Here is a 17503-nt window from a genome sequence, read left to right on the forward strand (position 1 = left end):
CCCCTTAGTTCTCGAAGTCTTCGATCGGAGGGCACGAGCAAACGAGGTTGCGGTCGCCCGCTGCACCATCGATGCGGCCCACCGGCGGGAAGTACTTGTCCTGCTTCAAGTGGTGGACGGGGAAGGCGGCCTGCTCACGCGGGTAGGCGCGGTCCCAATCGGAGCTTACGACGGCGGCTGCCGTGTGGGGTGCCCGGCGAAGCGGGGAATCCTGCACGGAGAAGTCGCCATGTGCCACCTGATCGATTTCCTTGCGGATGGTGATCATGGCTTCAATGAAGCGGTCGATTTCCACGAGGTCCTCGGACTCCGTCGGCTCAACCATGAGCGTGCCGGCCACCGGGAATGCCAGAGTGGGGGCGTGGAAGCCGAAGTCGATGAGGCGCTTGGCCACGTCCTCGGCCGTGACGCCGGTCTTGGCCGTCAGCTCACGGAGGTCCAGGATGCACTCGTGGGCCACCAAGCCTGCTTCGCCCGTGTAGAGCACCGGGAAGTAGTCGTTGAGGCGGGCTGCGATGTAGTTGGCAGCCAGCAGTGCGGACTTGGTTGCTTCGGTAAGGCCCTGGCCGCCCATGAGCTTCACGTACGCCCAGGAAATGGGGAGCACACCGGCCGAACCGAAGCGCGATGCCGAAATCGGAACGTCATTGCCCTCGGTCCATGATGCGGCGTTGCCCGGCATGAACGGTGCCAGGTGGGCCTTTGCCGCAACGGGGCCGACGCCGGGTCCGCCACCGCCGTGCGGGATGCAGAAGGTCTTGTGCAGGTTCAAGTGGGACACGTCGCCGCCGAACTTGCCCGGCTGGGCCAACCCGACCAGTGCATTGAGGTTTGCACCGTCAATGTAGACCTGGCCGCCGGCTTCGTGGACGGCGTCGCAGACTTCCCGCACATCGGCGTCGTAGACACCGTGGGTAGAGGGGTAGGTGATCATGATGGCCGACAGGACCTCACGGTTGGCCTCGATCTTGGCTTGGAGGTCGGCGTGGTCGATGGTGCCGTCGGCTGCCGTTGCAACCACCACCACCTTCATGCCGGCGAGCACGGCGGACGCTGCGTTGGTGCCGTGTGCCGAAGCGGGGATGAGGCAGACGTTGCGCTGCTGGTCTCCGCGGGAGTGGTGGTAGCCGCGGATGGCGAGGAGCCCGGCCAGCTCGCCCTGGGACCCGGCGTTCGGCTGGATGGAGACCTGGTCGTAGCCCGTGATCTCGGTCAGCTGGGCTTCGAGGTCGGCGATGAGTTCACGCCAGCCCTCGGTCTGGGAATCAGGAGCGAAGGGGTGGATGGAGGCGAACTCGGGCCAGGAAATGGCTTCCATCTCCGCCGTGGCGTTCAGCTTCATGGTGCACGAACCCAGCGGAATCATGGTCCGGTCCAGCGCGAGGTCGCGATCGGAGAGCTTGCGGATGTAGCGCAGGAGCTGCGTTTCGGAGCGGTGGGTGTTGAACACCGGGTGCTGCAGGTACTCACTGGAGCGCTCAACGGAAGCCTCCAGCGCAAAGCCCTCTGCGGACTCAACCGCGGAGGCACCGAAAACTTCAAGGACACTGCCGACGATGTCAGTTGTTGTTGTCTCATCCACGGAGATACCCACGGTGTCCCCGTCGATTCCACGCAGGTTGATGCCACGCTCTTCGGCAGCAGCGACGAGCTCGGCGCCGCGGCCCGGAACGCGAACCGTGATGGTGTCGAAGAAGGACCCGTGGAGGACCTCGACGCCGGCAGCCTTCAGTGAGGCCGCAAGGGTGCGCGCGTGGTGGTGGGCGGTCTCGGCGATGGCCTTCAGGCCTTCGGGGCCGTGGTAAACGGCATACATTGAGGCGACGATGGCCAGGAGAGCCTGCGCCGTGCAGATGTTGGACGTGGCCTTTTCGCGGCGGATGTGCTGCTCGCGGGTCTGCAGCGCCAAGCGGTAGGCGGGGACACCTGCGTCGTCCTTGGAAACGCCCACCAGACGGCCGGGCATGGAACGCTCCAGCCCCTTCTGGACTGCCATGTAAGCGGCGTGCGGGCCGCCGAAGAACAGCGGAACACCCAGTCGCTGGGCGGAGCCGACGGCGATGTCCGCACCCTGTTCACCCGGAGGGGTGATGAGCGTGAGGGAAAGAAGGTCGGCAGCAACCGTCACCAGCGCGCCCCGCTCTTTCGCCTCGGCGATGACGGCGGAGTGGTCGAAAACCCGGCCCGAAACGCCCGGCTGCTGGAGGACGACGCCGTTGATGTCGCCGTCGGGCAGTCCCGCGGAGAGGTCCGCAACCTCCACCTCGAAGCCGAGCGCCTCAGCGCGGCCCTTCACGATCGCAGTGGTCTGCGGCAGGCAGTCTGCGTCCAGGACGGTCTTGCCGTCCCTCGCCGTCTTGTCCTTGTTGGCGCGGCGCATCATCAGCACGGCCTCGGCAACAGCGGTGGCTTCGTCAAGGAGCGAAGCATTGGCGATCGGAAGGCCAACGAGGTCCTGCACCATGGTCTGGAAGTTCAGCAGCGCTTCGAGGCGGCCCTGGGAAATTTCCGGCTGGTAGGGCGTGTAGGCGGTGTACCAGGCCGGCGACTCAAGAATGTTGCGGCGGATAACCGGCGGCGTGATGGTGTCGTAGTAGCCCTGGCCGATCATCTGGACAGCAGTCTTGTTCTTGGAAGCAAGCTTGCGGAGTTCAGCAAGGACCTCCACCTCGCTCAGCGCGTTCTGCAGCGTCAGGGCAACGTCCTGGCGGATGTCGTTGGGAACCGCGGTGTCCACGAGGGAATCCACGGAGTCGTAACCGACTGACCTGAGCATGGTGCCGATGTCGGCCTGGCGGCGGGCACCGATGTGCCGATCGACGAAGGCGGTGGAGGCTGAACTAACCGTCACGAAGGAACTCCATTAGTTGGGCGGCGCTTGGGTACGCCGCAGTGGCTCGGGTTCCTCCCCGCTCTGTATTGGACCTGAGAGTTTCCGCGGGTTGCCTTCGCAACGCCGCTTGCACCGTCGGTGAACACAACAATCGTCACCGCTGACGGCGGATTGCCTGCTGCTTTCCAGAGTTGCCTAGCCGCGGCGGTGCGTGGGCCTGAGAGATTCCTGGGGAGGATTTGCTCCTACGGCGCCTGCGTCACGTGCTTTGCAGGACTCTCCCGCCGCAGATCATAGGCTTATGCAGTTGTTCGCGGCCCGCTGCAAGGCGCACCACAATTGTTAATTGTCCTACGTGCCCGGCGTCGCGGCAAATAGGCGGAGCGCTACTTCCGCAGTCGCTCCAGAACCTCGAGCAGGATCCCGACGTCGGCCTCCCGCCCGGCACTGCCACCGGCCTGCCCGCCTTCGAACATGGCGTTGAAATAGAGTCCGTCGCCCATGTAGCTGACGGCTTTGGCGACTTCCGGCCCAACGTCCTCGGCGAGCACGTCCAGCCAGCGTTGTTGGATGGCGGCAAACCTCCTCCGCGTCTCCTCGTGGGCTACCTCGGCCAAGCGGGTGGTCGCCACGAAGGCCCGGTCCATGGGCGTACCGGCCCACACCGAAGACCGGATGAAGTACGCAGCTGCGCCGTCCGGGGCCGCGATCATTTGTTCGGTGTCTTCCTCCGCCAAGCGGTCGAGGCGTTCCAGCAAAGCGCTGATGAGGGCCTCCTTGTTGGGGAAGTGATAGAGGAGCCCTCCCTTGGAGACTCCGGCGCGCTTCGCGACGGCGTCGAGCGTTGCTGCCCGCTCCCCCACCTCGATCAGGAGCGCCTCGAAGGCATCCAGGACGGCATCCTTGGCAACTGGTTTTCGCGGCATGTGTCCATCATTCCCTAAACAGGCGTGTTGAGCTCCTTTGAAACTATACCGTCTGGACGGTACAGTAATGTTCATGTTTTCGTCGTCCGCAACCAAAGCTCCCCGCACTTCCACCCGTCCCCTCCCCGGCAGGACGGCAGGATGGCGCGACTGGACGGCCCTTGCCCTGCTCATGTTTCCGGTTCTCCTGGTGGCCGTGGACAACACCGCCCTCACCTTCGCTCTGCCGGAGATCGCCCGCTCATTGGAAGTCGGGGGCATCCAGCTTCTGTGGATCCTTGACGCGTACCCGCTGGTCCTGGCTGCATTGCTGGTATCCATGGGCAACCTCGGCGACAGGATAGGACGACGGCGGCTGCTTCTGGCCGGCAGCACAGGCTTCGCTGCGGTGTCGGCTGCTACGGCGTTCGCGCCCTCGGCTGAATGGCTGATAGCCGGCCGCGCAGCCCTTGGAGTCTTCGGCGCCATGCTGATGCCCTCAACACTGTCCCTGATCAGGAACATCTTCACCGACCCGAACCGGCGCCGCCTCGCCATCGCCGTCTGGGCAGCCGGGTTCTCGGGCGGCGCAGCCCTCGGCCCCATCTTTGGCGGCTGGCTCGTGGAGCACTTCTGGTGGGGAGCTGTCTTCCTGGTGGCAACGTTCCTGCTCCTGCCCCTGCTTGCGTTCTGCAGGATCCTCATTCCGGAGTCGAAGGACGCCAACCCTGGCCGCGTGGACGTACCAAGCATCGTCCTGTCCGTCCTCACCATGGCTCCGCTCGTCTACGGCATCAAGGAATTCGCCGTGCACGGCTTCGGGCCAACCGCTGCTTTCTTCATGCTCTTCGGCGCGGTACTGGGCGTGCTCTTCGTGCGGCGGCAGCAGCAGTTGGCCAGCCCCCTGCTGGACGTGCGCCTCTTCAGCAACAAAGTGTTCAGCACGGCCATCGTCGCCAACGCGCTGTCCCTGTTCTCCATGACCGGGTTCATCTACTTCTTCGCCCAGCACCTGCAACTCATCGAAGGCCAGTCGCCCATGGAGGCGGGTATTGCCATGATCCCGGCCCTCTTGGCCACCATCGTGGCAGGGCTGGTAGTGGTGCCGCTGGTGAAGCGGATCCGCCCCGGCTTTGTGGTGGCGGGCGGCCTGGTACTCAATGCAGTGGGGTACCTGGTGGTTGTCGTGGGCGATCACGGAAGCGGCCCGGTGTTCCTGCTCTCAGCATTGACGGTGTTGGCAGTCGGCGTGGGAGCTGCGGAGACCATCTCCAACGACCTCATCCTGGGCTCGGTCCCGGCGGACAAGTCCGGCGCGGCATCCGCCATCTCGGAAACAGGCTACGAACTGGGATCGCTCCTGGGCACCGCCGTCCTGGGCTCCATCCTGACCGCGTCCTACCAGCACAACCTGGTGATACCGGACGGAGTATCCGCTGCCGCTGCGGGCCAGTCAGGGGAAACCTTGGCCGGAGCGGTTGATGCGGCGGCCGCACTGCCCGCGCCCTTGTCCGAGGCACTGACTGCGGCCGCAGGGGTGGCCTTCGAATCCGGAGTGCACGTCACCGCGGCGATCGGGCTGGTACTGATGGCCGGAGCGGCAGTGCTTGCCGCCGTCGTACTTCGCCGGGTGCCGAGGGCGCAGTAGTCCTGTGCTTTCTATACGGCTTGGTTGAGCGTTGAACCCAATCCCAGGCTCCGGGTGATTCCGCCGGTAGTGGCCGTGGCGAGGGCGGAAAGGTAATCGTTCCGACGCCGGGCGGTGATGCGGGACTCAGGTTCAAATGCCCGGTCCGGGTTATCTGAATAGTGGGCGGCCAGGCCGTCGCGCAAAAGCCGGATGCCTTCGGCCCGCTGCTGCGAAACTGCCGCGTGGGTGGAGCCCAGTTCCTCTGCGAGGTCTTTGACCGAACGGCCTGCCAAGTAGATCTCCCTGACGACGAACCGCATCTTCTCAGGCAAGGCATCGACGGCGGCCCGGAGGTACTTGATGCGCTCGTCGGCGAGCACGGAGTTCTCCGGTGACGGAGCTACCGAAGCCACGGTATCCACCACGACCTCATCCAGCGACGTCAGGGTTCTGGCTGCATCGGCCAAGGCCGCCTCGACGTGGCTGCGCTCGACGCCAAGGGCAGAGGCCATCTCAGCAACGCTCGGACCGCGTCCCAGCACACCCGTAAGGGTTTCCTGGACGGCGAGGGTTTCCTTGATGCGCTTGCGGGCCGAACGGGTAGCCCAGTCTCCCGCGCGCATTTCGTCCGCGAAAGCCCCAATGATTCGACGGCGTGCGAAAGCCCCGAAAGGAACACCCAGGTCCGGGTCAAAGGAATCTGCCGAACTGATGAGGGCGAGGGAACCAACCGAGGCAAAATCATCGCGCGACAAATGAGATGCGCGCGCACAAAGGTCAGAGACCAAGTAACCAACGAGCGGGAGGTGTTGCAACACCAGCTCGTTGCGCTGTTCGCGATTCAAAAGATAGTCCCCCCATGAGACCGGAATATTGAGTTTGCCATGCCCTGGATCCGCATTCCGGACGGCGCTTGGAGACCAATCACAGCGCCGTAGTGGGACTTTGTTTCAGGTACGTGTTCAGTGAACATACCACCTGCAAACCCCTAAACGTGTACGCTCGACACAAGAAATTCAAAACCCTGCTGAAACCTGCTTTCCGCCGGGCAAATAAGGATTGAGGAACCGTGGGGGCGGACGAGCTATCGGCAACGTTGTGGCGGGAGAGAAGGCAACTCGATTTCTTGCTTTTCCTCCTCGAAACGCAACTCCTGCATCTGCGGGCAGGCAACTGGCACCGCCTCGAATACACCGCGTCCGAGCTCGAAAAAGTGGTGGAAAGCCTACGCTTCGAGTCATTGGCCCGCGGCGTGGAAGCGGCTGCCCTGGCCGCGGAATGGAAAGTGCCGGATCAGACTTCGTTGCCTTCACTGGCAGGCATGGCGCCGGCCGGAATTTGGCCTGATCTATTGAAAGAACACCACCGCGCATTGGTTATTCTCTTGGAATCCATAGATGCCGTGGCAGCTGATAACCTCTCCGCGCTCGAGCAGGAACCGGAACCCGCGGACGCTGAGCCGGACGATCTCACCATAATGACCCTGGACGTCAACGTTCAACGTGCGCGTGCGGCGGTGACCAGCGCCGCACTCCCCTCTTTGCGTGATTTCCTCGGCACCACCTGACGGGATGTGAAAGAGGACCTGGCGAAAACCCGACGGGATGTGAAAGAGGATCAGTTGTTGGTGGGGGCCGGCGGGCGGAGGTTCGCCAGGAGTTCCTCGGCGTCGGGGCCGGCTTGGGCGGCTGCGAGGTTTGCGGCGGCGATCGCCTCAACTACTTCGCTGCGCTGGATGGAAACACCCCGAGGGGCTTCAATTCCGATCCGCACCCCGTCACCGCGGCCCTCCATGACGGTAATGACAATATCGTCACCAATCATGATCTTCTCGCCCGGTTTGCGCGTCAGTACCAGCATGCTTTCAATGTACCTTTCCGAGCGAGGTCCTTCGTGCCGGTTTGCCATCCACCCAGCCCACCGGGATACCCAGCCCGTCCACGGTTTCCGGGCTGGCAGTTTCCGAGGCACCGATGACGGCCAGTGCGGAGACGCCAACCGGTTCCGTTGAGAGCAGTGTTTGCAGGGCACGCACCCACGCGGCCGTGTCCCCGGCTTTCCGGCGTGCGTCGGCCACCACCCAGACCTGGTCGGCGGACAGGCCGGCGATGGCGTGCGCCTGCTCCTGAATGTCTGATGCCTTACCCAGCCCGTAGGCGACCACCACGTTCTGGCCGGTCAGTACTGCCTGGGCGCGCGCAGCCATCGCGCTTTGACGGCCTGACACATGCAGGTGGCCGAACGCTGTCAGCTCTCCGGCGGTACGGACGTCGGAGCCCCCGGCGGCGATCGACATTTCGAGGGCCGGTCCCAAGGCGTCGTCACCGAGGCCCAAAAGGAGGATCACGTTGCCGTTGCCTTCCAGCGGTGCAGGAACCTTTTCGTTCGAAGCGTCCGACGGCGGTAGTGGCGGCTCAAGCGGCGGGTGCACAGCCGGAGCCGCCTCAAGTTCCTTGCCCAGTTGTTGCAGCAGCCCGGCGAAATCGGGTGAGGCCGTCGAAACGGGATCGGGCCGGTGCATCTCCCGTTCCGCTGCGTCGGCCCGCTCCAGCAGTGCGGCAATGGCAGGGCCCTGCAAATCGTGGCCGGCAACCGGGTTCGCGGCGGTCTTGCCGGTTGAGGCGGGTGGAGCGGCAGGACCGGATGCCAGGGCCGCTGGGGCAATGCCAGCCGCTTGGCCCACCTCTACCGTCGCTTCAAACCGGGCAGCTGCGAACAGGCCCACGATGCCTGGATTGATAACCTTCTCGGCAGCCACAATCCGGGCCTGCGGACCATACTGCGTCAGCGCCTTCTCGCGGATAGCGTCGAGGGACGCTCCCCTAAGCTTGTAGCGCTTCGGCATGGCGAACCACCCCCACTGTTTCTATGCGTATGTTGGCCGATGTCACTTCGCGGTACGACAAGACGGGGACACCGCCGTCGGGAGCGGCCACCAGCCGTCGAATCGCGGGTCGCAGGGCGGGGGCGCAAACGAGGACCGCTTGACGTCCCGTGGCCGCGGCTCCCTCTACCGCGGATTTAAGTGAGGAGAGCACAGAATCGAGCTTGGCTTGACCCATCACGATCTGTGTACCGCCCTCGCCCGGGCGCATGTCCTCAAGCATCGACTGCTCCAGCAGGGGATCGATCATCACCACCGGAAGAACGTCGCCGTCCAAATACTTGTTGGCCAGGACAGGCCCCAGAGCTTGCCGCGCCGATTCAATAAGGGCTTCCGGGTCCGTAGATACCTTCGCCCGCAAGGACAGTGCCTCGTAGATGCGCGGCAGGTCGTTGATGGGGACCTGCTCCTCGAGGAGGCCCTCAAGGACGCGTTGGATCTCTGCGAGCGTCAGCAACCCGGGAGTGAGCTCCTCCACTGCGGAAGGGCTCTGCTTGCGGACTCCCTCGGTGAGGACGCGAACGTCTTCGCGAGTGAGGAGCCTTGCTGCGTTGGCGGTGATGACCGAGGACAAATGCGTCACCAGGACAGACACCCTGTCGATCACCGTGGCGCCTGTCATTTCTGCGCTGTGGCGCATTTCCGTGGGCACCCATTTGCCGTTTAAACCGAAGACTGGTTCCACGGTGGCCGTACCCGGGAGGGCGTCCAGGAACTCGCCCAGGGCCAGGAGTTTGCCCGACGGCGCCACTCCCCTTCCGGCCTCGACACCGGCGATGCGGATGGCATAGGTGGAGGGCGGCAGATCCATGGCATCCCTGGTGCGGACGGGCGGGACAACCAAGCCGAGCTCCATGGCGATCTTTTGCCGAAGCGACCTCACCCTCGCAAGAAGGTCGTCGGAAGCTCCGGAAACGATGTCCACCAGGTCCGGAGCCAACAGAATCTCCACCGGGTGGACCCGCATGTCTTCCATGAGCCGCTCGTTTGGATCTTCCTCCGAGGCCACCGCGGCGTTGTCTGCTGCCTCCGCCGCGGCAGCAGCCTTTTGCTGTGCGGCCACGCGTCGCGACGCGACCACCAACAAGGCACCCACCACAAGGAAGGGCAGGACAGGCATCCCTGGAATCAACGCCATGCTTGCCGCTGCAAGGCCTGCGATCAACAGCGCATTGGGTGACTGCATGAGCTGTGAAGATGCGGTGCGGCCCATGTCCTCCTCGGCATTGGACCGGGTGACGATCATGCCTGTGGAGACGGCCATGAGGAGGGCCGGGATCTGGGTGACCAAGCCGTCGCCCATGGTCAGCAGGCCATACGTGTTCAGGGCGTCAACGGCCTCCATGCCGCGCTGCAGCACGCCGATCGCGATGCCGCCCACAAAGTTGATGATGATAATGATGATGCCCGCGATCGCGTCGCCTTTGACGAACTTTGAGGCACCGTCCATGGCGCCGTAGAAGTCGGCTTCGGCAGAGACTTCGGCGCGGCGCTTCCGGGCTTCGGCGTCCGTGATGAGTCCAGCATTGAGGTCGGCGTCGATGGCCATTTGCTTACCCGGCATGGCGTCGAGGGTGAAGCGTGCGCCCACTTCGGCCACCCGCTCGGCACCCTTGGTGACCACCACGAACTGGATGACCACCAGGATCAGGAACACCACGGCACCGATGATCAAGGAACCGCCCACCGTGACCTTGCCGAACGCCTCGATCACCTGCCCGGCAAAGCCTTGTCCCAGCACCAACCGGGTGGACGCCACATTGAGTCCCAGCCGGAACAGGGTGGCCACCAGCAGCAGCGACGGGAACACGGAGAAGTCCAGGGGTTTCTTCACGAACATGCTGGTGAGCAGGATCAGGAGTGCCAGCAGGATGTTGCAGACAATCAGGAAGTCGAGCAGCGGAGCAGGCAGCGGGACCACCAGAAGCAGGACAATCCCCACGATGCCCACCGGGACCGACAGCCGGGCGAACTTGCTGTTCTTCATGCCAGCAAACCTTCCTTCATGCGATGGATTCCGCGGGCAGCGCCGCGCGTCTTGAGGGACATGACGAAAGCCAGGACAGCGGCCACCGAGCGGTACAGCTCCACGGGGATCTCCTGCCCCAGCTCACACGCCGAATGCAAGGCACGGGCCAAGGGAATGTCCTGGACCATGGGCACCCCTTTGCCCTCGGCCTCCTCCCTGATGCGGGCCGCTATGACCCCTGCCCCCTTCGCCACGACGCGAGGTGCCGATTTGCCGGCGTCGTACTTCAACGCGACTGCCACGTGCGTCGGGTTGACCAACACGACGTCGGCATCCCCGATCGCGGCGATCATGCGGTTCCGGCTCATGCTCAGCTGGCGCGAACGCCGGTGGGACTTGACCAGCGGATCTCCGTCGGTGTTCTTGTTCTCGTCCTGGACTTCCTTTTTGGACATCCGGGTCTTCTTCCGGTTGCGGCGCATCACGACGAACATGTCGGCGGCTGCCAACACGAGCCCGGCCGCGACCGCGAACTGGATGAGCGTCCCGACGCCCCCTGCGGCGGCCGCGAGCACACCGGCCACGGGCAAGCCCCCGGCGGTGAGGAGAACGGGCATCAAGCCTTGGATCACGGTGTAGAGGACAAGACCTACGACGGCGGTCTTCAGTAGCGCTTTGGCCCCGCCCCAGAGCGTCTGGGCACCGAACATCCTCTTGAAACCGGCCAGCAGGTTGAAGTGTTCGAACTCGGGCCGGAACTTCTTGAAGCGGATACCGCCCTGCAAGGCAGACCCTGCCAGCACCACCACGGTAACCACCAGGAACAGTGGTCCCAGGATTCCCGCCAGAGACCCGAGCCCGTCCTCCAAGGCCGCCACGGCTTTGGCGGGATCCGGATGGTTGATGATGCCCTTGACCGTGAAGAGTTGGTCCACGGCCGCGTTGGAGGCATGGTCGATGGTGGCCGGAAGCATTGCGGCGGCACCGCCCACCGCCAGCCAGGCCATGAGGTCCTGGGATCTGGAGAGCTGGCCTTTTTCACGGACCTCACGCATGCGTTTGTCCGTGGCTTGTTCGGTCTTTTCCTGTGAGTCCGCCACTAGCCCACCCCCAGGACTGTCCGTGCGGCCAACTCGGCCAGGGAAGCGACCAGGCGAGGCAGGGCAAGGAAAAGGAAGCCTGCCAAAGCCAGAGTGATGAAGATCTTGAGGGGGAAGCCCAGGGAAAATGCATTCAGTGCCGGGGCCACGCGCGTGAGGAGACCGAGTCCGACGTCGGCCAGCACCAAAACCACCAGCAGCGGACCGGCTATTTGGACCGCGGAGATGAACATGCCGGTGACAGCGCCCACCATGGCATCCACGGGTTTGCTGAGGTCCAGGCCGCCGGCGAGGGGCAAGGCACTGAAGCTGCCCGTCAGGCCCCCGATCACCAGCTGATAGCCGTCCGAGGCGAAGAGCAGCGCGAGTGCCGCCATCTGGAACAAGCGCGTGAACTGGGCGCCGTTGACCATCATCTGGGGATCGAAGGCCTGCGCCATCTGGAACCCGCTGAAGAGATCGATCAGGCTGCCGGCCGACTGGATCGCCGCGAACACAGCCATCACCAGGAACCCCAGCACCAGGCCCGTTGCCAGTTCCAGGACGACGCCGGTGATGAATCCCGCGGTGTCCTTGGGCACCGCGTCCGCGGACAGCCGCTGGGACACTGCCAGGCCAAGGCCTATACCCAGCATGGCTTTGATCCTCGCCGGAATGGCATGATGCGCAAAGGGTGGCGCCACCACCAGGAAGGCCGTCATGCGGACCGAGGCCAACAAGAGAACCTGGATCCATGACTGGTCGATGGGAATGTCCACCTCACGCGCCACCGATCAATCCGGGGATGCGCAGGAAGAGTTCATTGGTGAACGTGACCATTTCCGAGATCATCCAGTGCCCGCACACCGCCAGCGCTATGGCTACGGCAACGGCCTTGGGGACGAAGCTCAGTGTGGGCTCCTGAAGCTGCGTGATGGACTGCAACAGGGAAATGCCCAGGCCAACCACCAAGGCAGTGAGAAGGGTGGGAGCTGCCAGTTTGGCCGCGACCATCATGGCCTGCAGGCAAATGTCCAGGACTGCGTTGGTGTCCATCAGCCGCCCGAATAACTCTGGATCAGGGACGTGATCACCAGGCCCCAACCATCAACCAGGACAAACAGCAGGATCTTGAACGGCAAGGAAATCATCACCGGCGGGAGCATCATCATGCCCATGGACATCAGTGCGGCGGACACCACGAGGTCGATGACCAGGAACGGTATGAAGATCACGAAGCCAATGATGAACGCCGCCCGGAGTTCGGAAACCATGAAGGCCGGCACCAAAGTCTGCAGCGGGACGGATTCCGGGTTCTCCGGGTTATCCATTCCGGCCGCGCGCGTCATGAGCGCGATGTCTTCCTCACGGGTATGGGCAAGCATGAAGTGCTGCAACGGAGTCCAGCCGGCGGACATTGCGCCGTTGAAGTCGAGCCCGCCGTTCAAGTAGGGCTGCACCGCCACGGCGTTGATGTCCGACACCACAGGCCACATCACGAACAACGACAGGAAGAGTGCCAGGCCGGCGAGGACTTGGTTGGGCGGGATGGCCGGGAGGGACAGGGCGTTGCGGGTCATCGCCAGCACAACGAAGATCTTTGTGAACGAGGTCATCATGAGCAGCAAGGCAGGCGCCACGGACAGCAACGTGATCCCGACCAAGGTCACTACAGCCGTGGACGGGGTCCCGTCCAGACCATTGATGTCTATGCTCACATTGCCTCCGGACCCCGGGGCTGCCGGAGGCGTCGGTGGTGTGGGCGGCGTGGGATCGATCGGCGAGGCATGGCCAACAGCGGTTCCAGCCCACATCAAGACCGCCGTGAGCAGAAGGGCCCACAGCGCTACGAACCACACCCGGTACAGCCGGGAGGAGGGCAGTCCCGGCAAGCCGGAACCAGCGGAACGAATCAATTGCGGCGTCCCCTGAAGGCATCGGAGGCCTGGCGCCACGTGGAAGCGGAAAGGATGGAGCCGTGCAGGGGGTGCGCCGGGGTGGCCGCCCGCCGGTGCAGGTCCGCCCGACGCCGGACCACGGGAACCTGCCCGGTGACCAGTTCAGTGCGCGGCACCTGTTCCCCGGATGCCTGCCGGAACAACTGAGCGAAACTCTGTTCCTCAACCATCGGCCGGGGCACCGAATCCACCACCTCAGCTGCAAGCACCGGTGCGTCACTGCTGTGCAGGACCGTGACGTTATGCTCCGTGACACCCAGCAGAAAGCGCTTGTCACCGGCATCTACCACCACCACGGAGGCCTTCTGCCCCACGGCCTGGCGGCTCACCACGCTCAGCGTGGAATCGGCACGACGACGTCCCTTGCCTTTGCCGAGTCGGCGCTGAAGTAGCCAGATTGCGGCCAGCACGGCGCCGAGGGCAACGACGACGCGCAGCCCGAGGAGGAAGGAATCCATTTACAACGTTCCCTCTGCCCCGTCCAGGACACGGGTGATGCGCACGGCGTAGTCCTGGTCCACCACCACAACTTCGCCGTGGGCTATCAGGCGTCCGTTCAGCAGCACATCAGCGGGGGCACCGGCCGAACGGTCGAGTTCAATGACTTTCCCCGGTTCAAGTGCCAAGGCGTCGCGGACGGACATTCGAGTACGGCCGATCTCCACCGTCAACGCCATCTCCACGCTGCTGATGAGGCCAAGCCGGGCCGTGAGATCGGAATCGCGGCCGTTGCGGGAAGGCCCGGAGTCATTGTTCCGCACCCGGACAGCGAACCATCCGAAAGGCACTGTGCCGTCGTGAAGTTCAAAAACAACCGTTGCAGGGTCCTGCAGCAGTCCTGTTGCATCTTCCTCGCGCAACTCCCCCAACACCCCGGCGTCGAACGCTGATGCAGCCTGCTCCAAGGCGGGACGAAGGACGTCACTTGCGGAGAAGGGCGCCCCGGTGGAGGCACCGCCGGCAGCGGCGAGAAACGAGGTGTCCACCAGCAGCAGGGCGAAGTCAGTCGTCGACGCACCTACAAATGTGGCAGTGACAGCCGGAGAGGCATAAGCTGCCGCGGACTCCGCGGGGACGATCCCGGCAACCGTCAGCAGTGAGGACGCTGGAAGGTGCTGTGCCAGGCGTTCGGCTGCCGCTTCCTGCACGGTAAGGGTAATGCTCATCGCTGGTGCTCCTCGGTAGTGACAATGACGGCGGCGGCCCTCGAACCGTTCCGTGCGACGGCGGCTGTGGCCAGCCGGGTGCCGTTGATGGTGACGTCAAACGGCCGGTTTTCCAGGTGGGGCAATGGAAGGACGTCCCCGACGCCGAGTGCCAGGATCTGCGCCGGCGTCACCTGGGCGGGGGTTAGCTGGACAGCCACCTCAACGGGTACTTGGGCCAGCTGTGTCCTGACGAGGGCTTCGTTGTCCACGCTATGGACTGTTGGGTTGACCTCTCCCAATCCGCTGAGCAGGACATCGGCCGGAATGGCCAGAGTTGCAGCACACTGGGTCTCACCCACGTTCACACTGAAGGCGGCCACCACCATCAGCTCAGAGGGCGCAGCGGCCTGGGCGAACTGGGAGTTGTATTGGATCCCGTCCATGGTGACGGACTGGGTCAACAGGTTGCCCAGGGAGTACTTCAGGTCCTCAAGGACTTCCTCCACCATGCGGCTGATCAACGAGTGCTCAATCTGCGTGAACTTGCGTTCCGGCACGTCGGTATCTGCTGATCCCCCCAGCATCCGGCTGAGCCAGGACAGCGCCGCCGTGGCGGGGAACTGGACCACCAGCCTGGACTCGCAGTCCTCGATCCGGCATAGGATCATCGACGTCACCGAAGGCAAGGAAGCAGAGTATTCGTCGTAGCTCTGCATGCTCAACTGTTCAAGTGTCGCCGTGGACTTCAGCCGGACCTTCGCGGTGAGCTGCGTGCCCCATTGCCGGGCGAAGGTTTCGAAGGCAACTTCCAGGACACGGCTGTGCTGGCGCGGCAAGGTGGTAGGCCGGCGGAAGTCATAGACGTCCACGGTGCGCCGGCGGCCTTCCTGTTCTCCCACGGACGGGACTATCGACCAAGATGTTGCGGGCGTAAGGCTGTTTACTCTCCGTTATCCGGCGTTGGCTACTTCGCCTTGGCCGCAGCAGCGGTGTCCTGGGTTTGGGCTTCGATTGCCTGCGGAATGAGGGAACGGATGTCTTCCGGCCGGTCGGAAACCAGCACTACGTCCACCCGCCGGTTGAGCTCCATCAGTTCCTCCGTGGAATCATCCGTGACCTGCCGGGCGGCGCCAAAGGCCACGGCACCTATCCGGCCGGGCGGCATACCGGATTGGTCCACGAAGTACCTCAAGACGTTGACCGACCTTGCTGCGGACAGTTCCCACGTCGAAGCGTAGGCGGTATAGCCCTTGGCTGCGTGGCCCTCAATCATCACCTCAAGGCCTGAGCCAACCACGGTGGGAGCGATGGCGTCGAGGATCTTCAGCGCTTTGGGGGTGAGGTCCGGCATGTCAGGTTGGAAGAAGGTCTGGGAACCAACCAGCTTCACGGTCAGGCCCCGCTCCCCCACCACGAACTCCACATTCTGGTCCAGGCCTTGCGCTTGCAGCTGGTTCTGCATGGCGCCCTGCAGGGCAGTGAGCTTATTGACTTCCTCCGTGGCCAAATCAAGGGGTGAGAAACCTTCACCGTTGGCCGTGGCCAATTCGCCCGGCACCACCACTCCACTGGCGGTATCCACCTTCTGGCTAATCTCGGTTCCGAACCCCGTGGCCAGCGAATTGCGGAGCTTCTCAAATTTGATCTGGTCTACCGATGACATGGCGAAGAGCACGATGAACATGCACATGAGCACTGTGACCATGTCCATGTAGGAGGCCATCCAGCGTTCGTCCACGTGGTGCTCTTCAGGCTGCGCACCGCGTTTCCTGCGGGACCTCATGCGGCCCTGGACGTCGTCAGCTTGCCGGCCCTGCCGCCGTCGTCCGCTTTGTTCCTGGCGTTCTTGGCCTTGGGATCGGCCGGGACCATGGCCCGCAGCCGCTCCGCCAGGAGCAACGGCTGGGTCCCGCTTTGTACTGCGAGCAAGCCCTCCATCACGAGGTTCATCCGTTCCACTTCCAGCTCAGAGAGACGCTTGAGCTTGGCGCTGATCGGGAGCCAGATGAAGTTCGCCGACAGCAGGCCCCAGAGGGTGGCAACGAAGGCCGCGGCGATCATTGGACCCAGATGGTCCGGGGAGGACAGGTTCTCCAGCACGTGGGTCAGCGAGACCACAGTTCCGATGATGCCGATCGTAGGTGCGTATCCGCCCAAGGCAGCGAAGAACTTGGAGGCCACATGGTCCGCGCGCATCCGGGTATCGATTTCGTCCTCCATGAGGAACCGAAGCTCATCGGCGTCCGTTCCGTCGGCGATGTTCTGGAGGGAACGGGCCAGGAACGGATCCTTGGCGTTGTTGGCTTCTTCCTCCAAGGACAGCAAGCCGTCGCTCCGGGCTTTCTCCGCCAACCGGACCAGCTCGTCGATGCTCGCACTGGCCTTGGCCGGCTTGCCCATGAAGACTTTGGGCACCTGCTTGAACGAGCTGATGACATCGGGGAACGTATTGCCTGCCAGGCCCACGGCGATGGTCGCACCAAAGACCAGAACCATGGGTGCGGGAAGGAGCAATGACGTCAGGTTTGCGTGCTCCAAGGTGACCATGACCACCACTGAGGCAAAGGCGAGCAGCAGGCCAATAATAGTCACGGGGCTACCTTCCGTTTCGGGGGTGGTTGGGGTGTTCCGGTTCTTCTGCTTCGTCCGACTCGTCCGCTTTGGGCGGCGGCACCAGGCTCAACGGGTAGCCTGTCACCCGCGGAAGGTCCTGCGCCCGGCGCAGCACGGTCGCCCGGTATTCCGCGATCAGCTCCACCACTTCGACCAGCGATTCCCGCACAACGTAGGCGGCGCCGTCGAGAGTCACCAAATGGGTGTCCGGACTCTCGTGGATCCGTTCAAGAATGTCCGGATTCACGGCGAAGCGGGTGCCGTTGAGGCGGGTCACGACGATCATGTGCTGTTCTGCTTTGGCTTGAGGTGGTTGTACCTCCTACTGTCGGCCGGGACCGGCGTGGCGTTAGGGGTCCCACCTAAACCTGCCCTGTCTGTTGGATGAAGGACGGACGCGGTCCGGCGTGTGCCATATTTGGCACAATCGCGCCTCTTTGAAAAATGTGCCATATCTGGCGCAAATAAGGGACTTGGTGCGTAT

The 17503-nt window shown here is 63.7% G+C and carries 18 protein-coding genes and 1 riboswitch; of the genes, 2 read left to right on the top strand and 16 right to left on the bottom strand.

The window, feature by feature from the left end; translation table 11 throughout:
• Positions 1–4: 4 nt before the first annotated feature.
• Both gcvP and HMI59_RS16735 read right to left on the bottom strand, forming a co-directional pair.
• Positions 5–2851, bottom strand: a complete 2847-nt coding sequence (gene gcvP, locus HMI59_RS16730; RefSeq protein ID WP_193591932.1) for an aminomethyl-transferring glycine dehydrogenase — start codon at positions 2849–2851, stop codon at positions 5–7.
• A 177-nt stretch (positions 2852–3028) separates the two neighbouring features.
• Positions 3029–3127, bottom strand: a riboswitch (glycine riboswitch).
• A 92-nt stretch (positions 3128–3219) separates the two neighbouring features.
• On the bottom strand, positions 3220–3759 hold the full coding sequence (locus HMI59_RS16735; RefSeq protein WP_021473689.1) for a TetR/AcrR family transcriptional regulator: 540 nt from the start codon (positions 3757–3759) through the stop codon (positions 3220–3222).
• A gap of 73 nt (positions 3760–3832) precedes the next feature.
• Between HMI59_RS16735 and HMI59_RS16740 the strand changes: the two genes are divergently transcribed.
• Entirely contained in the window at positions 3833–5386 is a 1554-nt protein-coding gene (locus HMI59_RS16740; protein WP_193591933.1) for an MFS transporter, read from the top strand.
• An 11-nt stretch (positions 5387–5397) separates the two neighbouring features.
• Here HMI59_RS16740 and HMI59_RS16745 read toward each other — a convergent pair whose 3' ends face one another.
• Complete coding sequence (locus HMI59_RS16745) at positions 5398–6213, bottom strand: sigma-70 family RNA polymerase sigma factor (protein ID WP_193591934.1); 816 nt, start codon at positions 6211–6213, stop codon at positions 5398–5400.
• A 224-nt stretch (positions 6214–6437) separates the two neighbouring features.
• Here HMI59_RS16745 and HMI59_RS16750 point away from each other — a divergent pair, with 224 nt between their 5' ends.
• Positions 6438–6935 carry a flagellar protein FlgN gene (locus HMI59_RS16750; RefSeq protein WP_193591935.1) on the top strand — a complete coding sequence of 166 codons (498 nt, stop codon included), beginning with the start codon at positions 6438–6440 and terminating at the stop codon, positions 6933–6935.
• A gap of 50 nt (positions 6936–6985) precedes the next feature.
• Here HMI59_RS16750 and csrA read toward each other — a convergent pair whose 3' ends face one another.
• The 13 genes from csrA to HMI59_RS16815 all read right to left on the bottom strand — a co-directional run bounded on the left by csrA (position 6986) and on the right by HMI59_RS16815 (position 17305).
• The gene (gene csrA / locus HMI59_RS16755; protein WP_021473693.1) at positions 6986–7228 is read right to left on the bottom strand and encodes a carbon storage regulator CsrA; all 243 of its coding nucleotides are present in this window, start codon (positions 7226–7228) and stop codon (positions 6986–6988) included.
• Positions 7229–7232: 4 nt separating this feature from the next.
• Positions 7233–8213, bottom strand: a complete 981-nt coding sequence (locus tag HMI59_RS16760) for a hypothetical protein (RefSeq protein WP_193591936.1) — start codon at positions 8211–8213, stop codon at positions 7233–7235.
• On the bottom strand, positions 8191–10239 hold the full coding sequence (locus HMI59_RS16765; protein ID WP_193591937.1) for a flagellar biosynthesis protein FlhA: 2049 nt from the start codon (positions 10237–10239) through the stop codon (positions 8191–8193). Before HMI59_RS16765 ends, HMI59_RS16760 begins: the two co-directional genes overlap by 23 nt.
• On the bottom strand, positions 10236–11321 hold the full coding sequence (locus tag HMI59_RS16770; protein ID WP_193591938.1) for a flagellar biosynthesis protein FlhB: 1086 nt from the start codon (positions 11319–11321) through the stop codon (positions 10236–10238). Before HMI59_RS16770 ends, HMI59_RS16765 begins: the two co-directional genes overlap by 4 nt.
• A complete protein-coding gene (locus HMI59_RS16775; RefSeq protein ID WP_031216913.1) occupies positions 11321–12079 on the bottom strand; it encodes a flagellar biosynthetic protein FliR in 759 nt (252 codons plus the stop codon). Before HMI59_RS16775 ends, HMI59_RS16770 begins: the two co-directional genes overlap by 1 nt.
• Position 12080: 1 nt before the next feature.
• Positions 12081–12356: a flagellar biosynthesis protein FliQ gene (gene fliQ, locus HMI59_RS16780; protein ID WP_021473698.1), complete on the bottom strand. Its 276-nt coding sequence runs from the start codon at positions 12354–12356 to the stop codon at positions 12081–12083.
• Complete coding sequence (gene fliP, locus HMI59_RS16785) at positions 12356–13114, bottom strand: flagellar type III secretion system pore protein FliP (RefSeq protein WP_193593803.1); 759 nt, start codon at positions 13112–13114, stop codon at positions 12356–12358. Before fliP ends, fliQ begins: the two co-directional genes overlap by 1 nt.
• Positions 13115–13212: 98 nt before the next feature.
• Positions 13213–13716: a flagellar biosynthetic protein FliO gene (gene fliO / locus HMI59_RS16790; protein ID WP_166185767.1), complete on the bottom strand. Its 504-nt coding sequence runs from the start codon at positions 13714–13716 to the stop codon at positions 13213–13215.
• Entirely contained in the window at positions 13717–14424 is a 708-nt protein-coding gene (gene fliN, locus HMI59_RS16795) for a flagellar motor switch protein FliN (RefSeq protein WP_021473701.1), read from the bottom strand.
• Positions 14421–15305, bottom strand: coding sequence for a flagellar motor switch protein FliM (locus HMI59_RS16800; protein WP_193591939.1), 885 nt, complete (start codon positions 15303–15305; stop codon positions 14421–14423). Before HMI59_RS16800 ends, fliN begins: the two co-directional genes overlap by 4 nt.
• A 65-nt stretch (positions 15306–15370) precedes the next feature.
• Positions 15371–16189 carry a flagellar motor protein MotB gene (locus tag HMI59_RS16805; RefSeq protein WP_166185765.1) on the bottom strand — a complete coding sequence of 273 codons (819 nt, stop codon included), beginning with the start codon at positions 16187–16189 and terminating at the stop codon, positions 15371–15373.
• Complete coding sequence (locus tag HMI59_RS16810) at positions 16186–16953, bottom strand: motility protein A (protein WP_193593804.1); 768 nt, start codon at positions 16951–16953, stop codon at positions 16186–16188. Before HMI59_RS16810 ends, HMI59_RS16805 begins: the two co-directional genes overlap by 4 nt.
• A 49-nt stretch (positions 16954–17002) precedes the next feature.
• Positions 17003–17305: a flagellar FlbD family protein gene (locus HMI59_RS16815; protein ID WP_193591940.1), complete on the bottom strand. Its 303-nt coding sequence runs from the start codon at positions 17303–17305 to the stop codon at positions 17003–17005.
• Positions 17306–17503: the final 198 nt, after the last annotated feature.

The organism is Paenarthrobacter sp. YJN-5, from assembly GCF_015040095.1.
Lineage (GTDB): Bacteria > Actinomycetota > Actinomycetes > Actinomycetales > Micrococcaceae > Arthrobacter > Arthrobacter ureafaciens.

Excerpts from the sequence above, each read along its gene's own strand:
- HMI59_RS16735 (WP_021473689.1), bottom strand. The coding sequence starts at position 3,759 with ATGCCGCGAAAACCAGTTGCCAAGGATGCCGTCCTGGATGCCTTCGAG.
- HMI59_RS16740 (WP_193591933.1), top strand. The coding sequence starts at position 3,833 with ATGTTTTCGTCGTCCGCAACCAAAGCTCCCCGCACTTCCACCCGTCCC.
- csrA (WP_021473693.1), bottom strand. The coding sequence starts at position 7,228 with ATGCTGGTACTGACGCGCAAACCGGGCGAGAAGATCATGATTGGTGAC.
- HMI59_RS16760 (WP_193591936.1), bottom strand. The coding sequence starts at position 8,213 with ATGCCGAAGCGCTACAAGCTTAGGGGAGCGTCCCTCGACGCTATCCGC.
- HMI59_RS16765 (WP_193591937.1), bottom strand. The coding sequence starts at position 10,239 with ATGAAGAACAGCAAGTTCGCCCGGCTGTCGGTCCCGGTGGGCATCGTG.
- fliQ (WP_021473698.1), bottom strand. The coding sequence starts at position 12,356 with ATGGACACCAACGCAGTCCTGGACATTTGCCTGCAGGCCATGATGGTC.
- fliP (WP_193593803.1), bottom strand. The coding sequence starts at position 13,114 with ATGTGGGCTGGAACCGCTGTTGGCCATGCCTCGCCGATCGATCCCACG.
- fliO (WP_166185767.1), bottom strand. The coding sequence starts at position 13,716 with ATGGATTCCTTCCTCCTCGGGCTGCGCGTCGTCGTTGCCCTCGGCGCC.
- fliN (WP_021473701.1), bottom strand. The coding sequence starts at position 14,424 with ATGAGCATTACCCTTACCGTGCAGGAAGCGGCAGCCGAACGCCTGGCA.
- HMI59_RS16805 (WP_166185765.1), bottom strand. The coding sequence starts at position 16,189 with ATGAGGTCCCGCAGGAAACGCGGTGCGCAGCCTGAAGAGCACCACGTG.
- HMI59_RS16810 (WP_193593804.1), bottom strand. The coding sequence starts at position 16,953 with ATGGTCACCTTGGAGCACGCAAACCTGACGTCATTGCTCCTTCCCGCA.
- HMI59_RS16815 (WP_193591940.1), bottom strand. The coding sequence starts at position 17,305 with ATGATCGTCGTGACCCGCCTCAACGGCACCCGCTTCGCCGTGAATCCG.